18 protein-coding genes are annotated in these 13,952 nt (G+C 64.5%); 12 read left to right on the top strand and 6 right to left on the bottom strand.

Annotated features, from left to right (window positions below; all coding sequences use genetic code 11):
• Window positions 1-168 precede the first annotated feature (168 nt).
• From AC1VNY_RS29530 to AC1VNY_RS29505, 6 genes are all read left to right on the top strand, one after another.
• Window positions 169-1,368, top strand: a complete 1,200-nt coding sequence (locus AC1VNY_RS29530; RefSeq protein ID WP_482407818.1) for an MFS transporter — start codon at window positions 169-171, stop codon at window positions 1,366-1,368.
• 318 nt (window positions 1,369-1,686) lie between these two features.
• Window positions 1,687-2,769 (top strand): zinc-binding dehydrogenase, encoded by a 1,083-nt coding sequence (locus AC1VNY_RS29525; protein ID WP_482407817.1) that lies wholly within the window; start codon window positions 1,687-1,689, stop codon window positions 2,767-2,769.
• Window positions 2,770-2,778: 9 nt separating this feature from the next.
• Window positions 2,779-3,540 carry a tRNA (guanosine(37)-N1)-methyltransferase TrmD gene (trmD, locus tag AC1VNY_RS29520; protein ID WP_456778430.1) on the top strand — a complete coding sequence of 254 codons (762 nt, stop codon included), beginning with the start codon at window positions 2,779-2,781 and terminating at the stop codon, window positions 3,538-3,540.
• A gap of 109 nt (window positions 3,541-3,649) precedes the next feature.
• On the top strand, window positions 3,650-4,030 hold the full coding sequence (gene rplS / locus AC1VNY_RS29515; RefSeq protein ID WP_018269387.1) for a 50S ribosomal protein L19: 381 nt from the start codon (window positions 3,650-3,652) through the stop codon (window positions 4,028-4,030).
• Window positions 4,031-4,447: 417 nt separating this feature from the next.
• Entirely contained in the window at window positions 4,448-5,854 is a 1,407-nt protein-coding gene (gene leuC / locus AC1VNY_RS29510; RefSeq protein ID WP_038387216.1) for a 3-isopropylmalate dehydratase large subunit, read from the top strand.
• Window positions 5,855-5,964: 110 nt separating this feature from the next.
• Complete coding sequence (locus AC1VNY_RS29505) at window positions 5,965-6,174, top strand: hypothetical protein (RefSeq protein ID WP_016847629.1); 210 nt, start codon at window positions 5,965-5,967, stop codon at window positions 6,172-6,174.
• A gap of 125 nt (window positions 6,175-6,299) precedes the next feature.
• Here the strand turns inward: AC1VNY_RS29505 and AC1VNY_RS29500 are convergent, their stop codons facing one another.
• Window positions 6,300-6,854, bottom strand: coding sequence for a hypothetical protein (locus AC1VNY_RS29500; protein WP_482407816.1), 555 nt, complete (start codon window positions 6,852-6,854; stop codon window positions 6,300-6,302).
• A 156-nt stretch (window positions 6,855-7,010) separates the two neighbouring features.
• On the opposite strand from AC1VNY_RS29500, the gene AC1VNY_RS29495 reads away from it, so the two are divergent.
• Window positions 7,011-7,304 (top strand): DUF1330 domain-containing protein, encoded by a 294-nt coding sequence (locus AC1VNY_RS29495; protein WP_038387221.1) that lies wholly within the window; start codon window positions 7,011-7,013, stop codon window positions 7,302-7,304.
• 73 nt (window positions 7,305-7,377) lie between these two features.
• On the opposite strand, the gene AC1VNY_RS29490 is transcribed toward AC1VNY_RS29495, so the two are convergent.
• Window positions 7,378-7,704, bottom strand: a complete 327-nt coding sequence (locus AC1VNY_RS29490) for a hypothetical protein (protein ID WP_482407815.1) — start codon at window positions 7,702-7,704, stop codon at window positions 7,378-7,380.
• A 127-nt stretch (window positions 7,705-7,831) separates the two neighbouring features.
• A complete protein-coding gene (locus AC1VNY_RS29485; protein WP_016847632.1) occupies window positions 7,832-8,065 on the bottom strand; it encodes a Slp family lipoprotein in 234 nt (77 codons plus the stop codon).
• A gap of 340 nt (window positions 8,066-8,405) precedes the next feature.
• Between AC1VNY_RS29485 and AC1VNY_RS29480 the strand changes: the two genes are divergently transcribed.
• Window positions 8,406-8,666 (top strand): hypothetical protein, encoded by a 261-nt coding sequence (locus tag AC1VNY_RS29480; RefSeq protein WP_482407814.1) that lies wholly within the window; start codon window positions 8,406-8,408, stop codon window positions 8,664-8,666.
• Window positions 8,667-8,729: 63 nt separating this feature from the next.
• On the opposite strand, the gene AC1VNY_RS29475 is transcribed toward AC1VNY_RS29480, so the two are convergent.
• The gene (locus tag AC1VNY_RS29475; RefSeq protein WP_482407813.1) at window positions 8,730-9,056 is read right to left on the bottom strand and encodes a hypothetical protein; all 327 of its coding nucleotides are present in this window, start codon (window positions 9,054-9,056) and stop codon (window positions 8,730-8,732) included.
• A gap of 115 nt (window positions 9,057-9,171) precedes the next feature.
• On the opposite strand from AC1VNY_RS29475, the gene AC1VNY_RS29470 reads away from it, so the two are divergent.
• The 3 genes from AC1VNY_RS29470 to AC1VNY_RS29460 all read left to right on the top strand — a co-directional run bounded on the left by AC1VNY_RS29470 (window position 9,172) and on the right by AC1VNY_RS29460 (window position 11,144).
• Complete coding sequence (locus tag AC1VNY_RS29470) at window positions 9,172-9,570, top strand: metallopeptidase family protein (RefSeq protein ID WP_016847635.1); 399 nt, start codon at window positions 9,172-9,174, stop codon at window positions 9,568-9,570.
• Between the two features lie 87 nt (window positions 9,571-9,657).
• Window positions 9,658-10,260 (top strand): 3-isopropylmalate dehydratase small subunit, encoded by a 603-nt coding sequence (gene leuD / locus AC1VNY_RS29465; protein WP_016847636.1) that lies wholly within the window; start codon window positions 9,658-9,660, stop codon window positions 10,258-10,260.
• A gap of 92 nt (window positions 10,261-10,352) precedes the next feature.
• Window positions 10,353-11,144 carry a hypothetical protein gene (locus AC1VNY_RS29460; RefSeq protein WP_482407812.1) on the top strand — a complete coding sequence of 264 codons (792 nt, stop codon included), beginning with the start codon at window positions 10,353-10,355 and terminating at the stop codon, window positions 11,142-11,144.
• A 466-nt stretch (window positions 11,145-11,610) separates the two neighbouring features.
• On the opposite strand, the gene AC1VNY_RS29455 is transcribed toward AC1VNY_RS29460, so the two are convergent.
• On the bottom strand, window positions 11,611-12,489 hold the full coding sequence (locus tag AC1VNY_RS29455) for an HpcH/HpaI aldolase/citrate lyase family protein (protein WP_482407811.1): 879 nt from the start codon (window positions 12,487-12,489) through the stop codon (window positions 11,611-11,613).
• Window positions 12,490-12,631: 142 nt separating this feature from the next.
• On the opposite strand from AC1VNY_RS29455, the gene AC1VNY_RS29450 reads away from it, so the two are divergent.
• Window positions 12,632-13,288: a carbonic anhydrase gene (locus tag AC1VNY_RS29450; protein ID WP_482407810.1), complete on the top strand. Its 657-nt coding sequence runs from the start codon at window positions 12,632-12,634 to the stop codon at window positions 13,286-13,288.
• A 103-nt stretch (window positions 13,289-13,391) separates the two neighbouring features.
• Here AC1VNY_RS29450 and AC1VNY_RS29445 read toward each other — a convergent pair whose 3' ends face one another.
• Window positions 13,392-13,952 carry a TIGR00645 family protein gene (locus AC1VNY_RS29445; protein ID WP_482407809.1) on the bottom strand — a complete coding sequence of 187 codons (561 nt, stop codon included), beginning with the start codon at window positions 13,950-13,952 and terminating at the stop codon, window positions 13,392-13,394.

The raw sequence follows: 13,952 nt of genomic DNA, 5'->3' as shown, positions 1-13,952 counted from the left end.
CCCTCGATACAAGATTTTCTAACGCATGATCCGATTATTACTGATTTGTGACAACAGTCTTGGCGGCGCATACTGCCATGCAAGCCACTTACATAGCTTTCTTTTTTGAGGCCCCCTCCTGATGCTCGCCCGCCCCAACTTTAGATTTTCTTGCACTAGAGGGCGGCAATGAGCGTATCGGCTGAAACCGGCGCGACGCGGCCCGACCGTGCCCGGTCAACCCGCACCCTGACCGTGACGGGGCTCAACCACGCCCTCCACGACGGCTACACCGACGTCATCTACGTGCTGCTGCCGGTCTGGCAGGCCGAATTCGCGCTGAGCTACGGCCTGCTGGCGCTGCTGCGCGGGCTCTATGCCGGCGCCATGGCCGGGCTGCAGATTCCGGTCGGACGCATCGCGGAGCGGATCGACGGCAAGGTCATCCTGATCGCGGGCACGGCGCTGTCGGCGCTCGGCTACGCGTTTGCCGGATTCTCCGGCGGTGTCATTGGCCTTGGTCTCGCCCTCGCGCTCTCCGGCGCGGGGTCGAGCACGCAGCATCCGATCGCTTCCGCGGCGGTGTCGCGTGCCTATGGCACGGCGGCGCGCGGGCCGCTCGGCATCTACAATTTCTCGGGCGATCTCGGCAAGGCGGCGATCCCGGCGCTGACCTCGATCCTGCTGGTGATCATGTCGTGGCGGCACACGCTGCTCGTGCTCGCTCTTGCAGGCTTGCTGGTCGCGGTCTGCATCGCGCTCTGGATGCCGTCGGTCGGCAAGGGCGCCGAGCACAAGGCGGCATCAGCATCGCGCGGCGCCAGCACAGGCCGCGGCTTTCACTGGCTGCTCGCGATCGGAATTCTCGACACCGCGGTCAGGATGGGCTTCCTCACCTTCCTGCCGTTCCTGCTGCGCGACAAGGGCGCCTCGCTGCCGACCAACGGCCTTGCGCTGGCGCTGGTCTTCATCGGCGGCGCCGCGGGAAAATTCACCTGCGGCTGGCTCGGCGCGCGGGTCGGCACGCTGCGCACCGTGCTGATCACCGAAGGCGGCACGGCGGCGCTGATCGCAGCCGTGCTGGCGCTGCCGCTCGCACCCGCCATCGTGCTGCTGCCGCTGCTCGGCGTGATGCTCAACGGCACGTCATCGGTGCTCTACGGCACGGTGCCCGAGCTCACCCCCGCGCATCAGACCGAGCGCGCCTTCGCGCTGTTCTATACCGGAACGATCGGATCGGGCGCGATCGCGCCGGTGCTCTACGGCCTGCTTGGCGACGCGCTCGGTCCGACGCTCGCCACAGCTGCGACCGCGCTCACGGCGCTGGCGATCTGTCCGCTTGCGGTCGTGCTCGCGCGGCATCTCGCTGACGATCCGAAGGCGGCGTGACGCATAGTTATGTTATTTGCCGAATTCCGTAGCCCGGATGAAGCGCAGCGAAATCCGGGACCGCTCTCACCGCGGATAGCCCGCTCCCGGATTTCGCTGCGCTCCATCCGGGCTACATGTCCTCACTTCCCCTTCCCCCTGGAAGGGGGAAGGTCGGGATGGGGGTCAGCCACGGGCGATGCTGCAAATGGAGATAGCTGATCCCCACCCGCTTTGCTCTCGCGAGCAAAGCGACCTCCTCTTTTCAAGGGGAGGTTGGAGCGGATTGCGCTTCGCTCCATCCGGGCTACGTAAGCAATGGTGCCACGGAGGATGATAATGACAAGCACGCATAAGGCCTGGCGGCTGCACGCCCACAACGATCTGCGCTTCGAGGATGTCACGACGCCGATGCCTGCGCCCGATGGCGTCGTGGTGCGGATCGAGGCCGGCATGGTGCTGTCCTACACCAACAAGCTTCTGTCCGGCGCGCTTCCCTACAGTCTGCCGCCGATGCCGTTCGTGCCGGGCACCAATGCGATCGCGCGCGTCGTCGCCGTGGGCGACAACGTCACCCATGTGCGGAGCGGCGACCGCGTGTTCCTCAGCCCGCATCTGCGCGGCGACGTGCCGGATCGCGATCCGCCGCAGATCCTGATCGGCCTTACCGCGGCGGTGACGACGCCGGAAGCGCTCGCCTTGCAGACGCGCTGGCGCGACGGCGTGTTCGCGGAGATCGCGCATTGGCCGGCCGCCTGCGTCACACCGCTCGCCAATCTCGACGACAAGCCGGCCACCGAATTGATCGGACTCGCAAAACTGATCGTGCCGTTCGGCGGATTGCAGCGCTCCGGCCTGCGCGGCGGACAGACCATCATCGTCAACGGCGCGACCGGCTATTTCGGGTCGGGCGGCGTGATGCTCGCGGTCGCGATGGGCGCGGGCCGCGTCGTTGCGGTCGGACGCAAAGAGGCCGCGCTCGAGCAATTGCGCGATGCGTTCGGCCCGCGCGTCATTCCCGCCGTCGTCAGCGGCGATGCCGCAGCCGATCTTCAGGTCATCCGCCGCGCCGCCGGCGGCAGCGCCGATGTCGCGCTCGATTTGCTCGGCGCCGCCAGGAGCACGTCGACCACACTGGCCTCTCTGCGCGCGCTCAGGCGTGGCGGCCGGATGGTGCTGATGGGCAGCGCCGAGGTGCCGCTCGAACTCTCGTTCCGCGAGATGCTGGCCAATGACTGGGAGGTGGTCGGGCAATTCATGTACGACCGCACGGCACCGGGCCAGCTCGCCGGCCTCGCCGCCGAAGGCCTGCTGGACCTGCGCAAGATCAACGTCGCGACTTTCGGACTCGCCGACTTCCGCCGCGCGGTGGACGCCGCCGCCATGATGCAGAGCCTCGACCTCACGGCCGTGGTGCCGTAACCAGAGGCCATGACATCGCAAGACACCACAGCCCAGGCGACACCATGGCGCGCCACCGTGCTGACCCTGTTCCCGGACATGTTTCCGGGGCCGCTTGGCGTGAGCCTCGCCGGCAAGGCGCTGGCTGGCGGACTCTGGGCGCTGGAAGCGCGCGACATCCGGGCCTCGGCCACCGACAAGCACCGCAGCGTCGACGACACGCCGGCCGGCGGCGGTCCGGGCATGGTGCTGCGGGCCGATGTGCTGGCGGCGGCGATCGACGCCGCCGATATCGTGCCTGACCGCCCGCGCCTCTTGATGAGCCCGCGGGGTCGGCCATTGAGCCAGGCCCAGGTCGCGGAGCTTGCGGCCGGCCCCGGCCCCCTCATCGTCTGCGGCCGCTTCGAGGGTATCGACCAGCGGGTGATCGAGGCGCGGGGCCTCGAGGAGGTCTCGATCGGCGACTATGTGCTGTCCGGCGGCGAAATCGCCGCGATGGCCCTGATCGACGCCTGCGTCCGCCTGTTGCCGGGGGTGATGGGCAAGCAGGCCTCGGGAACCGAGGAAAGCTTTTCCGAAGGACTACTGGAATACCCGCAATACACCCGCCCGCAGGAGTTCGAGGGCCGGCCAATCCCGGAAATCCTGATTTCCGGCGATCACGCCAAGGTCGCGGCCTGGCGGCTGGCCCAATCCGAGGCCCTGACGGCGGCCCGGCGGCCCGATCTCTGGGCTCGCAAGGCCGGCCAAAAAGCCGCTCGGCGAGGGACAAAAAACAAGACAGACGGGTGACAAACCCTGCGCTTTGCCTTATACGGGCGGCCAAATCCGCACCCGCGCAGGATAGATGGACGTTTGCGCAGCCCGCGAAAGGCTGGGCGCGCCGCCGATGGAGATTTCAATGAACCTTATTCAGCAGCTCGAAAAAGAGCAGTTCGACAAGCTCGCCGCCACCAAGGATATCCCGGAATTCGGACCCGGCGACACCGTCATCGTCAACGTGAAGGTCGTCGAAGGCGAGCGTACCCGCGTGCAGGCCTATGAGGGCGTTTGCATCGGTCGTTCCGGCCAGGGCCTCAACGAGAGCTTCACCGTGCGCAAGATCTCCTATGGCGAGGGCGTCGAGCGCGTCTTCCCGGTGATGTCGCCGATGATCGACTCGATCAAGGTCGTGCGTCGCGGCAAGGTTCGTCGCGCCAAGCTTTATTATCTGCGCAATCTGCGCGGCAAGTCGGCCCGCATCGTCGAGAAGCAGGACCGTCAGACCGCCGTCGGCGAGTAATTTTTCCCTCGTAGCGTTTTCGAGCGAAGTGGGGACCGGTTCGCGTCAAGAAAACGCGTCAAACGACAACCGGATGTGACCGAAAGCGCGGGGCCTGCCCCGCGCTTTTTTGTTGCGGCATACCTATCTGACGTGCAGGCCCGCGCATGGATCGATTGTCGCGGGCGCGAGCCCTGTGTTAGAAATTTAGAATGGTTCCGGATCAAGCAAGCCAGCGCTGTCCAAGTCAGACCTGCAAGCGCGTCGTGATCGACGATCGCTCGCGGCTGCCCGGCCGCTTCTTCGGGCGCTTTGCGACGTCGGCAACATCAGAGCTTAGACGCTCAGCGTAACGCTGCCTGGACGCTTTCGCCTGTCCGCGCGCTTAAGACGCGCTCATGCCATTCCACCACTGAATTTCTTCTGGAGCTGAAGCTCATGTCCAAACCGACCACGCTGTACGACAAGATCTGGAACGACCATCTGGTCCACGAGGCCGACGACGGCACCTGCCTGCTCTATATCGATCGCCACCTGGTGCACGAAGTGACCTCGCCGCAGGCGTTCGAAGGGCTGCGCGCCGCCGGCCGCAAGGTGCACGCGCCCGAGAAGACGCTCGCCGTCGTCGACCACAACATCCCGACCACCGACCGCTCGAAGCCGAACCCCGACCCTGAAAGCATCGAGCAGATGCGGGTGATGGCGGAGAACGCCAAGGAATTCGGCATCGAGTATTACAACGAGTTCGACAAGCGCCAGGGCATCGTCCACGTCATCGGCCCGGAGCAGGGTTTTACGCTGCCCGGCACCACCATCGTCTGCGGTGACAGTCACACCTCGACGCATGGCGCGTTCGGCGCGCTCGCGCACGGCATCGGCACCTCCGAGGTCGAGCATGTGCTGGCGACGCAAACGCTGATCCAGAAGAAGGCCAAGAACATGCGCGCGATCGTCGACGGCAAATTGCCCGAAGGCGTGACCGGCAAGGACATCATCCTGGCGATCATCGGCGAGATCGGCACCGCCGGCGGCACCGGCTACGTGCTGGAATATGCCGGCGAGGCGATCCGTGCGCTCTCGATGGAAGGCCGCATGACGGTCTGCAACATGTCGATCGAAGGCGGCGCGCGCGCCGGCCTGGTTGCGCCCGACCAGAAGGCGTTCGACTTCCTGCGCGGCCGCCCGAAGGCGCCCAAGGGCGCCGCCTGGGACGCCGCGATGCGCTACTGGGAGACGCTGCGCTCCGACGAGGGCGCGCATTTCGACCACGAAATCCGGCTCGATGCGGCCAAGCTGCCGCCGATCGTCACCTGGGGCACGAGCCCTGAGGACGTCATCTCGGTGACCGGCTTCGTGCCCGATCCCGACAAGATCGCCGATGAGGCCAAGCGCATCTCCAAGCATCGCGCGCTGAAATATATGGGCCTGTCCGCCGGCACGAAGATCACCGACATCAAGCTCGACCGCGTCTTCATCGGCTCCTGCACCAACGGCCGCATCGAGGATCTGCGTGCCGCCGCGAAGATCGCCGAGGGCAAGACCGTCAACGCCAACGTCAACGCGATGATCGTGCCGGGCTCGGGCATCGTGAAGGAGCAGGCGGAAGCCGAAGGCCTCGACAAGATCTTCATTGCGGCCGGCTTCGACTGGCGCGAGCCGGGCTGTTCGATGTGCCTTGCGATGAACCCGGACAAGCTGAAGCCGGAAGAGCGTTGCGCCTCGACCTCGAACCGCAACTTCGAGGGCCGCCAGGGCTTCAAGGGCCGCACCCATCTGGTGTCGCCCGCGATGGCCGCGGCCGCCGCGATCGCCGGACACTTTGTCGACGTCCGCGACTGGCGGTAAGGTACGCGCAGGTTTCGTCTCAAGCTCGAGCCGTTTCGGAAACGGCTCGTTAACGGGGCGCACGCACACTACCTCCTTGCGAAAACGAGCCTTCGCAAGGAGCGCGTGCCGTGGCCGATAAACCCGAATTCGTCGACATGATCAGCGACGCGACGCGCCAGAAGCGCCGTCGTGCAGTAGCGCGCATCATCGATCCGCTTCCCGAGGTGAAGGAAACCTCGCGCCTCAGCCACTGGCCGCCGGAGCGATGGACGCAATGGCGGATGGAAAACCTGACGCCGTGGAAGATAAAGTCCTGGAAGCTGAAGAACTGGGACTAGCGCTTCTTTCTTGACGCGGTTTCTTCACGCCAACCGGCGTCCACTTCGCTCGAACACGCTCTGGCGCGCAAAGAGAGTGACCTAACAAGACGGGCGCCGTGAGGCGCCCGCTGTCATTTCAGACTTTACCAATAGACCCGGTACGGCCGCCAGTAGTGGCGGTGGTGCCACCACGGCCGGCAGATCCGGCGCGGTCCGTAATAGGTCCAGACCACCCGGCAACGGCGGTGATGATAGTAGGCCGGGTAATAGTAGGACGATCCGTAGAAGAAGCGCCGGTGATGGAAGTGCCGGCGGTAATAGGGCCGATAGCCGTAGCGGTAACCGCCGCCATAGAAGCGGTGGTAACCGCCATAATGGCGATGGAAGCCGCCATGGCGATAGCCATGGAACGCCGGAGCGGCGCGGAAGGCGCCACCATGGAAGCCGCGGAACCCACCGCCGTGAAGCCCGCCGCCGCGAAAGCCGCCGCCATGAAAACCTCCGCCGTGGCCGCCGCCGCCGTGCCGGACCTGGGTCGTCATGGCATCGGCCGCAGACTTTGCTGCGGGCGCGGCGCCCGGGCTCACCAGCGACAGCGCTTCGGCGCGCTGCTGCGAAGCGACCGACAATGCGAAGACCGCGGCCGCCGCAACGCCGAGACGGCGCACCAATCCGCGCCGCAAATAGCTCTCCCTCATCTCTGAACCTCCCACAACGGCAATGAGCACCACGCTGCATGGCAGCCGGCTTCATTGCGTTCATTGCAGTCGCTCCCGGCATGACGCTAGAAACCACTGACTGAATGCGCCATGAACGCGCAAAACGCTGCGACGAAACGTCCGGGAGAAACATCAGTGACTGTCTATGTGATCGTGCAACTCAAGATGACCGATCGCGCCGCCTATGATCGGTATCAGGCGCGCTTCTTCGACGTGTTCAGGAAGTTCAACGGACGCCTGCTGTCGGCCGACGAACAGCCCGCGGTGCTCGAGGGCAGCTGGGATCGCGACAAGCTGGTGCTGATGTCGTTCCCTGACGAAGCCGCATTCCGCGCCTGGTCGGAGTCGCCCGAATATGTCGAGATCTCGAAGGATCGCAAGGCGGGTGCGCAGGGCATTGTGCTGCTGGCGAAGGGCTTCGCGCCCTGAGGCGGACGGAGCAACTCCGGTCGGAGCTGCTCTCTTTGCACGGCTGATGTCGCGCACCGCGCGACGGCGCGCATCACCAGAACGGGCCGAATCCGAAGCCGAAGGTGAATGGCGCCGGCGCGGCATATGGGTACGGCCGATAGTAATAGGGCCGCCCGTAATAATAGGAGCCGTACGGCCGATCATAGGAATAGGGCCGGTAGTACGGCCGGTAGCCGTGGTGATAGTGGCGACGATGGTAATGGTGATGATGGCGCTGCGCGCTGATATCAGTCGCCTTGCCTGCTTGCCGCTGCGGTGCCGCGGCCTGCGGCTTGGCTGATGCCGCGGCGGTTGCCGATGCCGGCGCTGTCAACGCGAATGCACACGCGACAGCCGCAACACCGATCCATCTCATCATGATCAACTCCTGCAGATTGCGATTGATATCATCTCGCGTGGGCGAATCTGCCGGTTTGATGGCTGAGAACGACAACAGGCCCGCTGCTCACGGGCCTGTGTCTCATCTGCGCTGATACGCCGCGCGATCAACGGCGCCAGTGGCGACGATGCCCCCAGCCGCGGTGATGTCCGCGATGCCAGCCACGATGCCAGCCGCGCCCGCCCCAGCGTACCTGCGTGGTCGTCTGGTTCGCGTTGTCCTGAACCGTTGCGGCTGTGCCCGGCGTGGCGAGCGACATCGCGCTTGCACGCTCGGCCGGCGCCGCCAACACCAACACGGCACCGACGGCCGCCAGTCCCAGAACCTTCATCGCCTTCATGAATTGTCTCCTTGATCCCTTTAAGTCACGTCTTGCAACGAACGATCAGATCTTGCTTTGACGCGTTTTCGTCACGCGAGCCGACGTCCATCCCGCATCACGTGCGGGACAGGCTCCGCTGGAAAACGCTTGAGCTTTCGAATCGACCCCCGTTGCCGCGACGCAGATCGCAAGCAGAATGCGGACGACGTGAATGGGAAGTGAATAACTGCGCCACGATCATGAATGCTGCGAGCGCGCTTCAGGTTCCGACACAGCCGCAGGATTTTTCGTGTCGATGCGTAAATCCGGCATAGACTATGGTCGCATGTTGTGAGGTGCTTCTCGCAGGACATCGCCAATGGCACAACAAGGCCCGCGCAAATTGTTGGCACTCGGCACGGCAGCACTCGGCGGTTCCATCATTTCAATTGATGTCGCGCTCGCCTCGCAAGGACCGGGCGGCGCCATGGGCACTGCAAGCCATCTCACGCAGATGCTGATGGCGGTCGCGGTCTATGGATCGATGGGAGTGATCGCGGCTGTTGCGATGATCGGCGCGACGCGCCGACATACGCGCAACTATAGCGTTTTCGAGCGAAGTGGACGCCGGTTCGCGTGAAGAAAACGCGTCCAAACGACCAGCTAGAGCTTCGGTTCTGATTCAATCAGAACCGAAAATGCTCTAGCCCGGCCGCCAGAAGCAGTTCATGCGCGGCGTGATCACGGTACCGCTCGGCCGGTGCTCCTGCACATAAGTCGCGGTGCAGTCGCGGACGGCGTTCGGACCGGGATTGTAGCGCGGGATGACATCGGGTTCCCAATGATCGGGCCGGGACCGGTAGATCGGCACGCGCTTCAGCCGGCGGCGCTCGACGACGCGCTCGCGCACGAGCGGTGCCGCCTGCCCGACGCGCGCCTCAGCTGCCGCGCTCTGTGCCTGCGCCTCTGTCGCCGGGAGCGAAAGCCCGACTGCTACAGCCAACAGCGCTGCCGCCACGATCCGTTTCATTACGCCCACCCAAGCTCGATTCTTGAGCCCCATTCGTGGGCGGCACGGTCTCCCATTGCGCCGCCAAGGTCAACTGCGCTGGCGCCGCCGACAGCACTCGCGCTAAAGGAGTGTCATGTGGACCACAGAAAAAGCCCCCTCGCTCGCCGAGATGGAGGCCATGGCGCACGAGGTCTTCGAGCGCCTGCCCAAGACGTTCCGGGCCCTCTGCGAGGGCCTGATCATCCGCGTCGACGATTTCCCGACCGACGAGGTGCTCGACGAGATGCAGGCCGAGAGCGAGTTCGACCTGCTCGGCCTGTTTCAGGGCATCGGCCTGCCGCAGCAGAGCCATAGCGACGTGGCCCGGCTGCCCAACCTGGTCTGGCTGTACCGCCGGCCGATCCTGGATTACTGGGCGGAGCACGACGAGACCCTCGGCCACATCGTCCGCCACGTGCTGATCCATGAGATCGGGCACCATTTCGGCCTCTCCGACGCCGATATGGAGGCGATTGAGGCCGATGCGGGCTAGCCCTGCAGAAATGGCCCTTTTACCGCTGTCACATTCGCGATAAACATCCGGCCGATATCCGCTATTTTTTGCCCGGGAAGAGCACCGATGGACAAGTTCACCACGCTGGAAGGCGTCGCGGCGCCGCTGAAGATCATCAATGTCGACACCGACATGATCATTCCGAAGCAGTACCTCAAGACCATCAAGCGCACCGGCCTTGGCAAGGGGCTTTTCTCCGAGCAGCGCTACAAGGATGACGGCAGCGAGAACCCCGATTTCGTCCTCAACCAGCCCGCCTATCGCAACGCGAAGGTGCTGGTCGCCGGCGACAATTTCGGCTGCGGCTCGAGCCGCGAGCACGCGCCCTGGGCGCTGCTCGATTTCGGCATCCGCTGCGTGATCTCGACCTCGTTCGGCGACATCTTCTACAACAACTGCTTCAAGAACGGCATCCTGCCGATCCGCGTGTCGCAGGAGGACCTCGACAAGCTGTTCGACGACGCCGAGCGCGGCGCCAACGCGACGCTGACCATCGACCTCCCCAACCAGGAGATCCGCGGTCCCGACGGCGGCAAGGTCAAGTTCGAGATCGACCCGTTCCGCAAGCACTGCCTGATCAACGGCCTCGACGACATCGGCCTGACGATGGAGAAGAAGGCGTCGATCGACAGCTACGAGACCAAGCTCAAGGAACGCGCCTGGGCTTGAGGCTCAGCGCATCATCGTGCCCCGGTGCCGTCAGGCGCCGGGGCTTTTCTTTGCCGAATTCGCTCGCCGCAACCCGCTGATAGCTGACGCGCATGCTGCCTGACATCGTCACCTTCTGGCACGGCTCGATGGACGCGCTGCGCCAGACCTGCCTGCGCTCGCAGGCGGCGGCGGGGCACAAGGTCACCGTCTACAGCTTCGATCCGATTCCCGGCCTGCCCGACGGTATCGGCAATGCCGAAGCCGAAGCCGTACTGCCGCATTCGTTCGCGGAGAAGCTGCGCCCGGCGGAGCCCGACGGCTCGTGGCGCGACTGGACCATGCTGCAGTTCAGCGACTTCTTCCGCATGCGGCTGATGGCGCAGCGCGCCGGCCTCTGGCTCGACGCCGACGTGCTGCTGCTGAAGGGCGTCGAGCTCGATCCGGCAAAGCCCTATTTTGCCTGGGAGCGGCCGCGGCAGCTCGGCAACTCCGTGCTGTATCTGCCGCAAGATGATCCGATCGTGCGCGCGTTCGAGGCGCTGATGCAGCAGGACGAGCTGATCCCGGACTGGCTGGCGCTGCGCCACCGCCTGACCTTTGCGATGCGCCGGCTGCGCGGCAAATCCAGCCGCCTCGCCGACATCCGCGTCGCGATCTACGGCCCGGCGGCGCTCACCGCGCTGGCGCGCCGCGCAGGCGAATTGCAGCACGCGCTGCCGAAGCGATCATTCTACGCCGTGCACGCCGAGCCGAGACTGTTCTTCGAGCCGTCGGATTTTTCGAAGTACCTGAACGATCCCGGGATCATCGGCCTGCACATCTCGCCGAAGGGACGCGGCAAGGAGGCGCCGATCCCCGGCAGCCTCTACGCGTGGGCGGCGGAGAGGTTTGGGACGCGATAATCACCCTCACCTGGAGGGGCGCACCGCCAAAATATCGAAAACAACCCCATGCAAAGTAGCCGGCGGCTGCCGGCGCTCGACATGGCAGCTTGACTCGTCGGGCAAATCAGCGGCACTCTTCTATTATTCAGAAATTATGCGACCGCGTCGCGGCTATGGCATATCATGGGCGTCGGAGAGGTTTGGCAGCTGATACAGGCGCGGTCTTATCCTCTCCCCTTGTGGGAGAGGATGCGCTCGCGAAGCGGGTGCGGGTGAGGGGCTTCTCTCCGCACGGATAAATCTCGCTAGAGCTTTTCCCGTTCCGATGGAATCGGAACGGGGCTCTAGATTCTTGTTTTGACGCGTTTTCTTCACGCGAACCGGTATCCGCTTCGCTCGAAAACGCTTTAGCGGAGACAACCCCTCATCCGGCGCTTCGCGCCACCTTCTCCCACGGGGGGAGAAGGGAAGACGCTTCGCTGGGCTAATGCCCCATCGCGGCGATCGCATCGGCGATCGCGATCGTGCGCCTGGCCATTTCGGCGTGCAGGCGCTCGACCATGCGGCCGTCGAGCTGGATCGCGCCGCGCGAGGCGTTCTCCGGCTTCTCGAAGGCGGCAATGATCTTGCGCGCCTCGGCGACCTCGGCCTCCGGCGGCGTGAAGATCGCGTTGCAGGCATCGATGTGGCTCGGATGGATCAGCGTCTTGCCGTCGAAGCCGAGATCGCGGCCCTGCGCGCATTCCTCGGCGAAGCCGTCGACATTGCTGATGTCGCTGTAGGGCCCATCGAGGATCTCGAGCCCGTGCGCGCGGGTCGCCAGGATGCAATGCGTGATCATCGGGATCATCGCCGCGCGGCCCGGCTTCATCCGGATCCGGGTTTCGCGCGCAATGTCGTTCGGCCCGAACACGAAGCCGGCGAGTCGGGTTTCGGAATCCTTCGATGCCGCGGCCAGCTTGTCGGCGTCGAGCACCGCGCGCGCGGTCTCGATCATCGCCCAGACCCGGATCGAGGCAGGCGCATTGATGTCGCTGAGGCGATCGGCCACGGCGTTGAGATCGTCGACGGTCGAAATCTTGGGAACCAGGATCCCGTCGGGCTGCGCCTTGCCGGCCATGCCGATGTCGTCGACCCACCAGGGCGTGTCGAGCGCGTTGATGCGGATCAGGACCTCGCGCTTGCCAAAGCCCCTGGCCGCGACCGCCTTGGCGATCTGCTCCCGGGCTGTGGCCTTGGCGTCGGGAGCCACGGAATCCTCCAGGTCGAGGATAATGCCGTCCGCCGCCAGCGTCCGGGCCTTTTCCAGCGCCCGTGCATTCGATCCCGGCATGAACAACAGGCTGCGGCGCGGACGGGTCATCGACATTCTCCTCGGGGCTTGGGCTCCGCCAGTGTCCATTGTTTGGGCATCGGGCGGAACCATTCTTCAACGCTGCCGTATCATCTCAGGCCACACGCCGAAAGTCTTGTTCCCGTTACCCGCATGTGGTTAGCCAGAGGCCATGAAATTCTTTCCGAAGCATTTGATCGACGGCTACCGGACGTTCGCGACCCAGCGGCTGCCGACCGAACAGTCGCGCTACCGCGACCTGTCGGAGCGCGGCCAGTTTCCCGAGACCATGGTGATCGGCTGCTGCGACTCCCGCGTCTCGCCGGAGGTGATCTTCGACGCCGGTCCCGGCGAATTGTTCGTGGTCCGCAACATCGCGAACCTGGTTCCGGTCTATCAGCCCGACAGCAACGCCCATGGCGTCTCGGCCGCGCTGGAATACGCCGTGACCGTTTTGAAGGTGAAGAACATCGTGGTGCTGGGCCACGCCCAGTGCGGCGGCATCCGCGCCTTCGTCGACAAGATCAAGCCGCTCACGCCGGGCGACTTCATCGGCAAATGGATGCAGATGTTCATCAAGCCCGGCGAGGTCGTCGAGCAACGCGAGCATGAGACGATGCAGGACTTCGTCGTCCGCATCGAGAAGGCCGCGGTGTTCCGCTCGCTGGAGAACCTGATGACCTTCCCGTTCGTGCGCGAGCGCGTGGAGAGCGGCGAGATGCAGCTGCACGGCGCCTATTTCGGCGTCGCCGAAGGCTCGCTGTTCGTGCTCGACCGGGTCGCGAAGGAATTCATCAGCGTCCGCGACGAGCTGAAATCAGGCGGGTAGAGCGTTTTCGAGCGAAGTGGACACCGGTTCGCGTGAAGAAAACGCGTCAAGACAAGAATCTAGAGCTTCGGTTCTGATTCAATCAGAACCGAAGCTCTAGCATCTACTCCCCGCCGTGATGGCCGCTACCCCAGCGGTCGGAGATCGCGAGCATGAAGGCCGAGATCACGAACACCAGGTGCACGCCGACCAGCCAGGCGAGCTTGCTGGGATCGAAGACGGTATCGATGTTCATGAACGCCTTCAGCACCTGAATGGCCGAGATCGCGACGATCGACGCCAGCAGCTTTTGCTTCAGGCCGCCGAAATCGACCTTGGTCATCCAGTCCGGCCAATCCGGGTGCCCTTCCGGATCGATCTTCGAGACGAAGTTCTCGTAGCCGGAAAACACCACGATCAGGATCAGATTGCCGGTCAGCGAGATGTCGATCAGGGCGAGCACGCCGAGGATGATGTCGGATTCCTTGGCCTGCGGCACATGCAGGATGAAGTGCCACAGCTCCATGCAGAACTTGAGCAGCAATGCCGCGAGGCTGATGACGAGGCCGAAATAGAACGGCGCCATCAGCCAGCGGCTGTTGAAGAGCAGGCTTTCGAAGCTTCTTTCGACGCGCTTCAGCGTCGGATTGGGCCGGTAGGTCGCCGGTTCTTCCGCTTCGGCCAT

The organism is Bradyrhizobium ferriligni, from assembly GCF_056837965.1.
This window is presented reverse-complemented; position numbering and strand designations above follow the sequence as displayed.

Coding starts and splice junctions, on each gene's coding strand:
- AC1VNY_RS29530 (WP_482407818.1), top strand. CDS start 169: ATGAGCGTATCGGCTGAAACCGGCGCGACGCGGCCCGACCGTGCCCGG.
- AC1VNY_RS29525 (WP_482407817.1), top strand. CDS start 1,687: ATGACAAGCACGCATAAGGCCTGGCGGCTGCACGCCCACAACGATCTG.
- trmD (WP_456778430.1), top strand. CDS start 2,779: ATGACATCGCAAGACACCACAGCCCAGGCGACACCATGGCGCGCCACC.
- rplS (WP_018269387.1), top strand. CDS start 3,650: ATGAACCTTATTCAGCAGCTCGAAAAAGAGCAGTTCGACAAGCTCGCC.
- leuC (WP_038387216.1), top strand. CDS start 4,448: ATGTCCAAACCGACCACGCTGTACGACAAGATCTGGAACGACCATCTG.
- AC1VNY_RS29500 (WP_482407816.1), bottom strand. CDS start 6,854: ATGAGGGAGAGCTATTTGCGGCGCGGATTGGTGCGCCGTCTCGGCGTT.
- AC1VNY_RS29490 (WP_482407815.1), bottom strand. CDS start 7,704: ATGATGAGATGGATCGGTGTTGCGGCTGTCGCGTGTGCATTCGCGTTG.
- AC1VNY_RS29485 (WP_016847632.1), bottom strand. CDS start 8,065: ATGAAGGCGATGAAGGTTCTGGGACTGGCGGCCGTCGGTGCCGTGTTG.
- AC1VNY_RS29480 (WP_482407814.1), top strand. CDS start 8,406: ATGGCACAACAAGGCCCGCGCAAATTGTTGGCACTCGGCACGGCAGCA.
- AC1VNY_RS29475 (WP_482407813.1), bottom strand. CDS start 9,056: ATGAAACGGATCGTGGCGGCAGCGCTGTTGGCTGTAGCAGTCGGGCTT.
- AC1VNY_RS29470 (WP_016847635.1), top strand. CDS start 9,172: ATGTGGACCACAGAAAAAGCCCCCTCGCTCGCCGAGATGGAGGCCATG.
- leuD (WP_016847636.1), top strand. CDS start 9,658: ATGGACAAGTTCACCACGCTGGAAGGCGTCGCGGCGCCGCTGAAGATC.
- AC1VNY_RS29460 (WP_482407812.1), top strand. CDS start 10,353: ATGCTGCCTGACATCGTCACCTTCTGGCACGGCTCGATGGACGCGCTG.
- AC1VNY_RS29455 (WP_482407811.1), bottom strand. CDS start 12,489: ATGACCCGTCCGCGCCGCAGCCTGTTGTTCATGCCGGGATCGAATGCA.
- AC1VNY_RS29450 (WP_482407810.1), top strand. CDS start 12,632: ATGAAATTCTTTCCGAAGCATTTGATCGACGGCTACCGGACGTTCGCG.
- AC1VNY_RS29445 (WP_482407809.1), bottom strand. CDS start 13,952: ATGGCCGAAGCGGAAGAACCGGCGACCTACCGGCCCAATCCGACGCTG.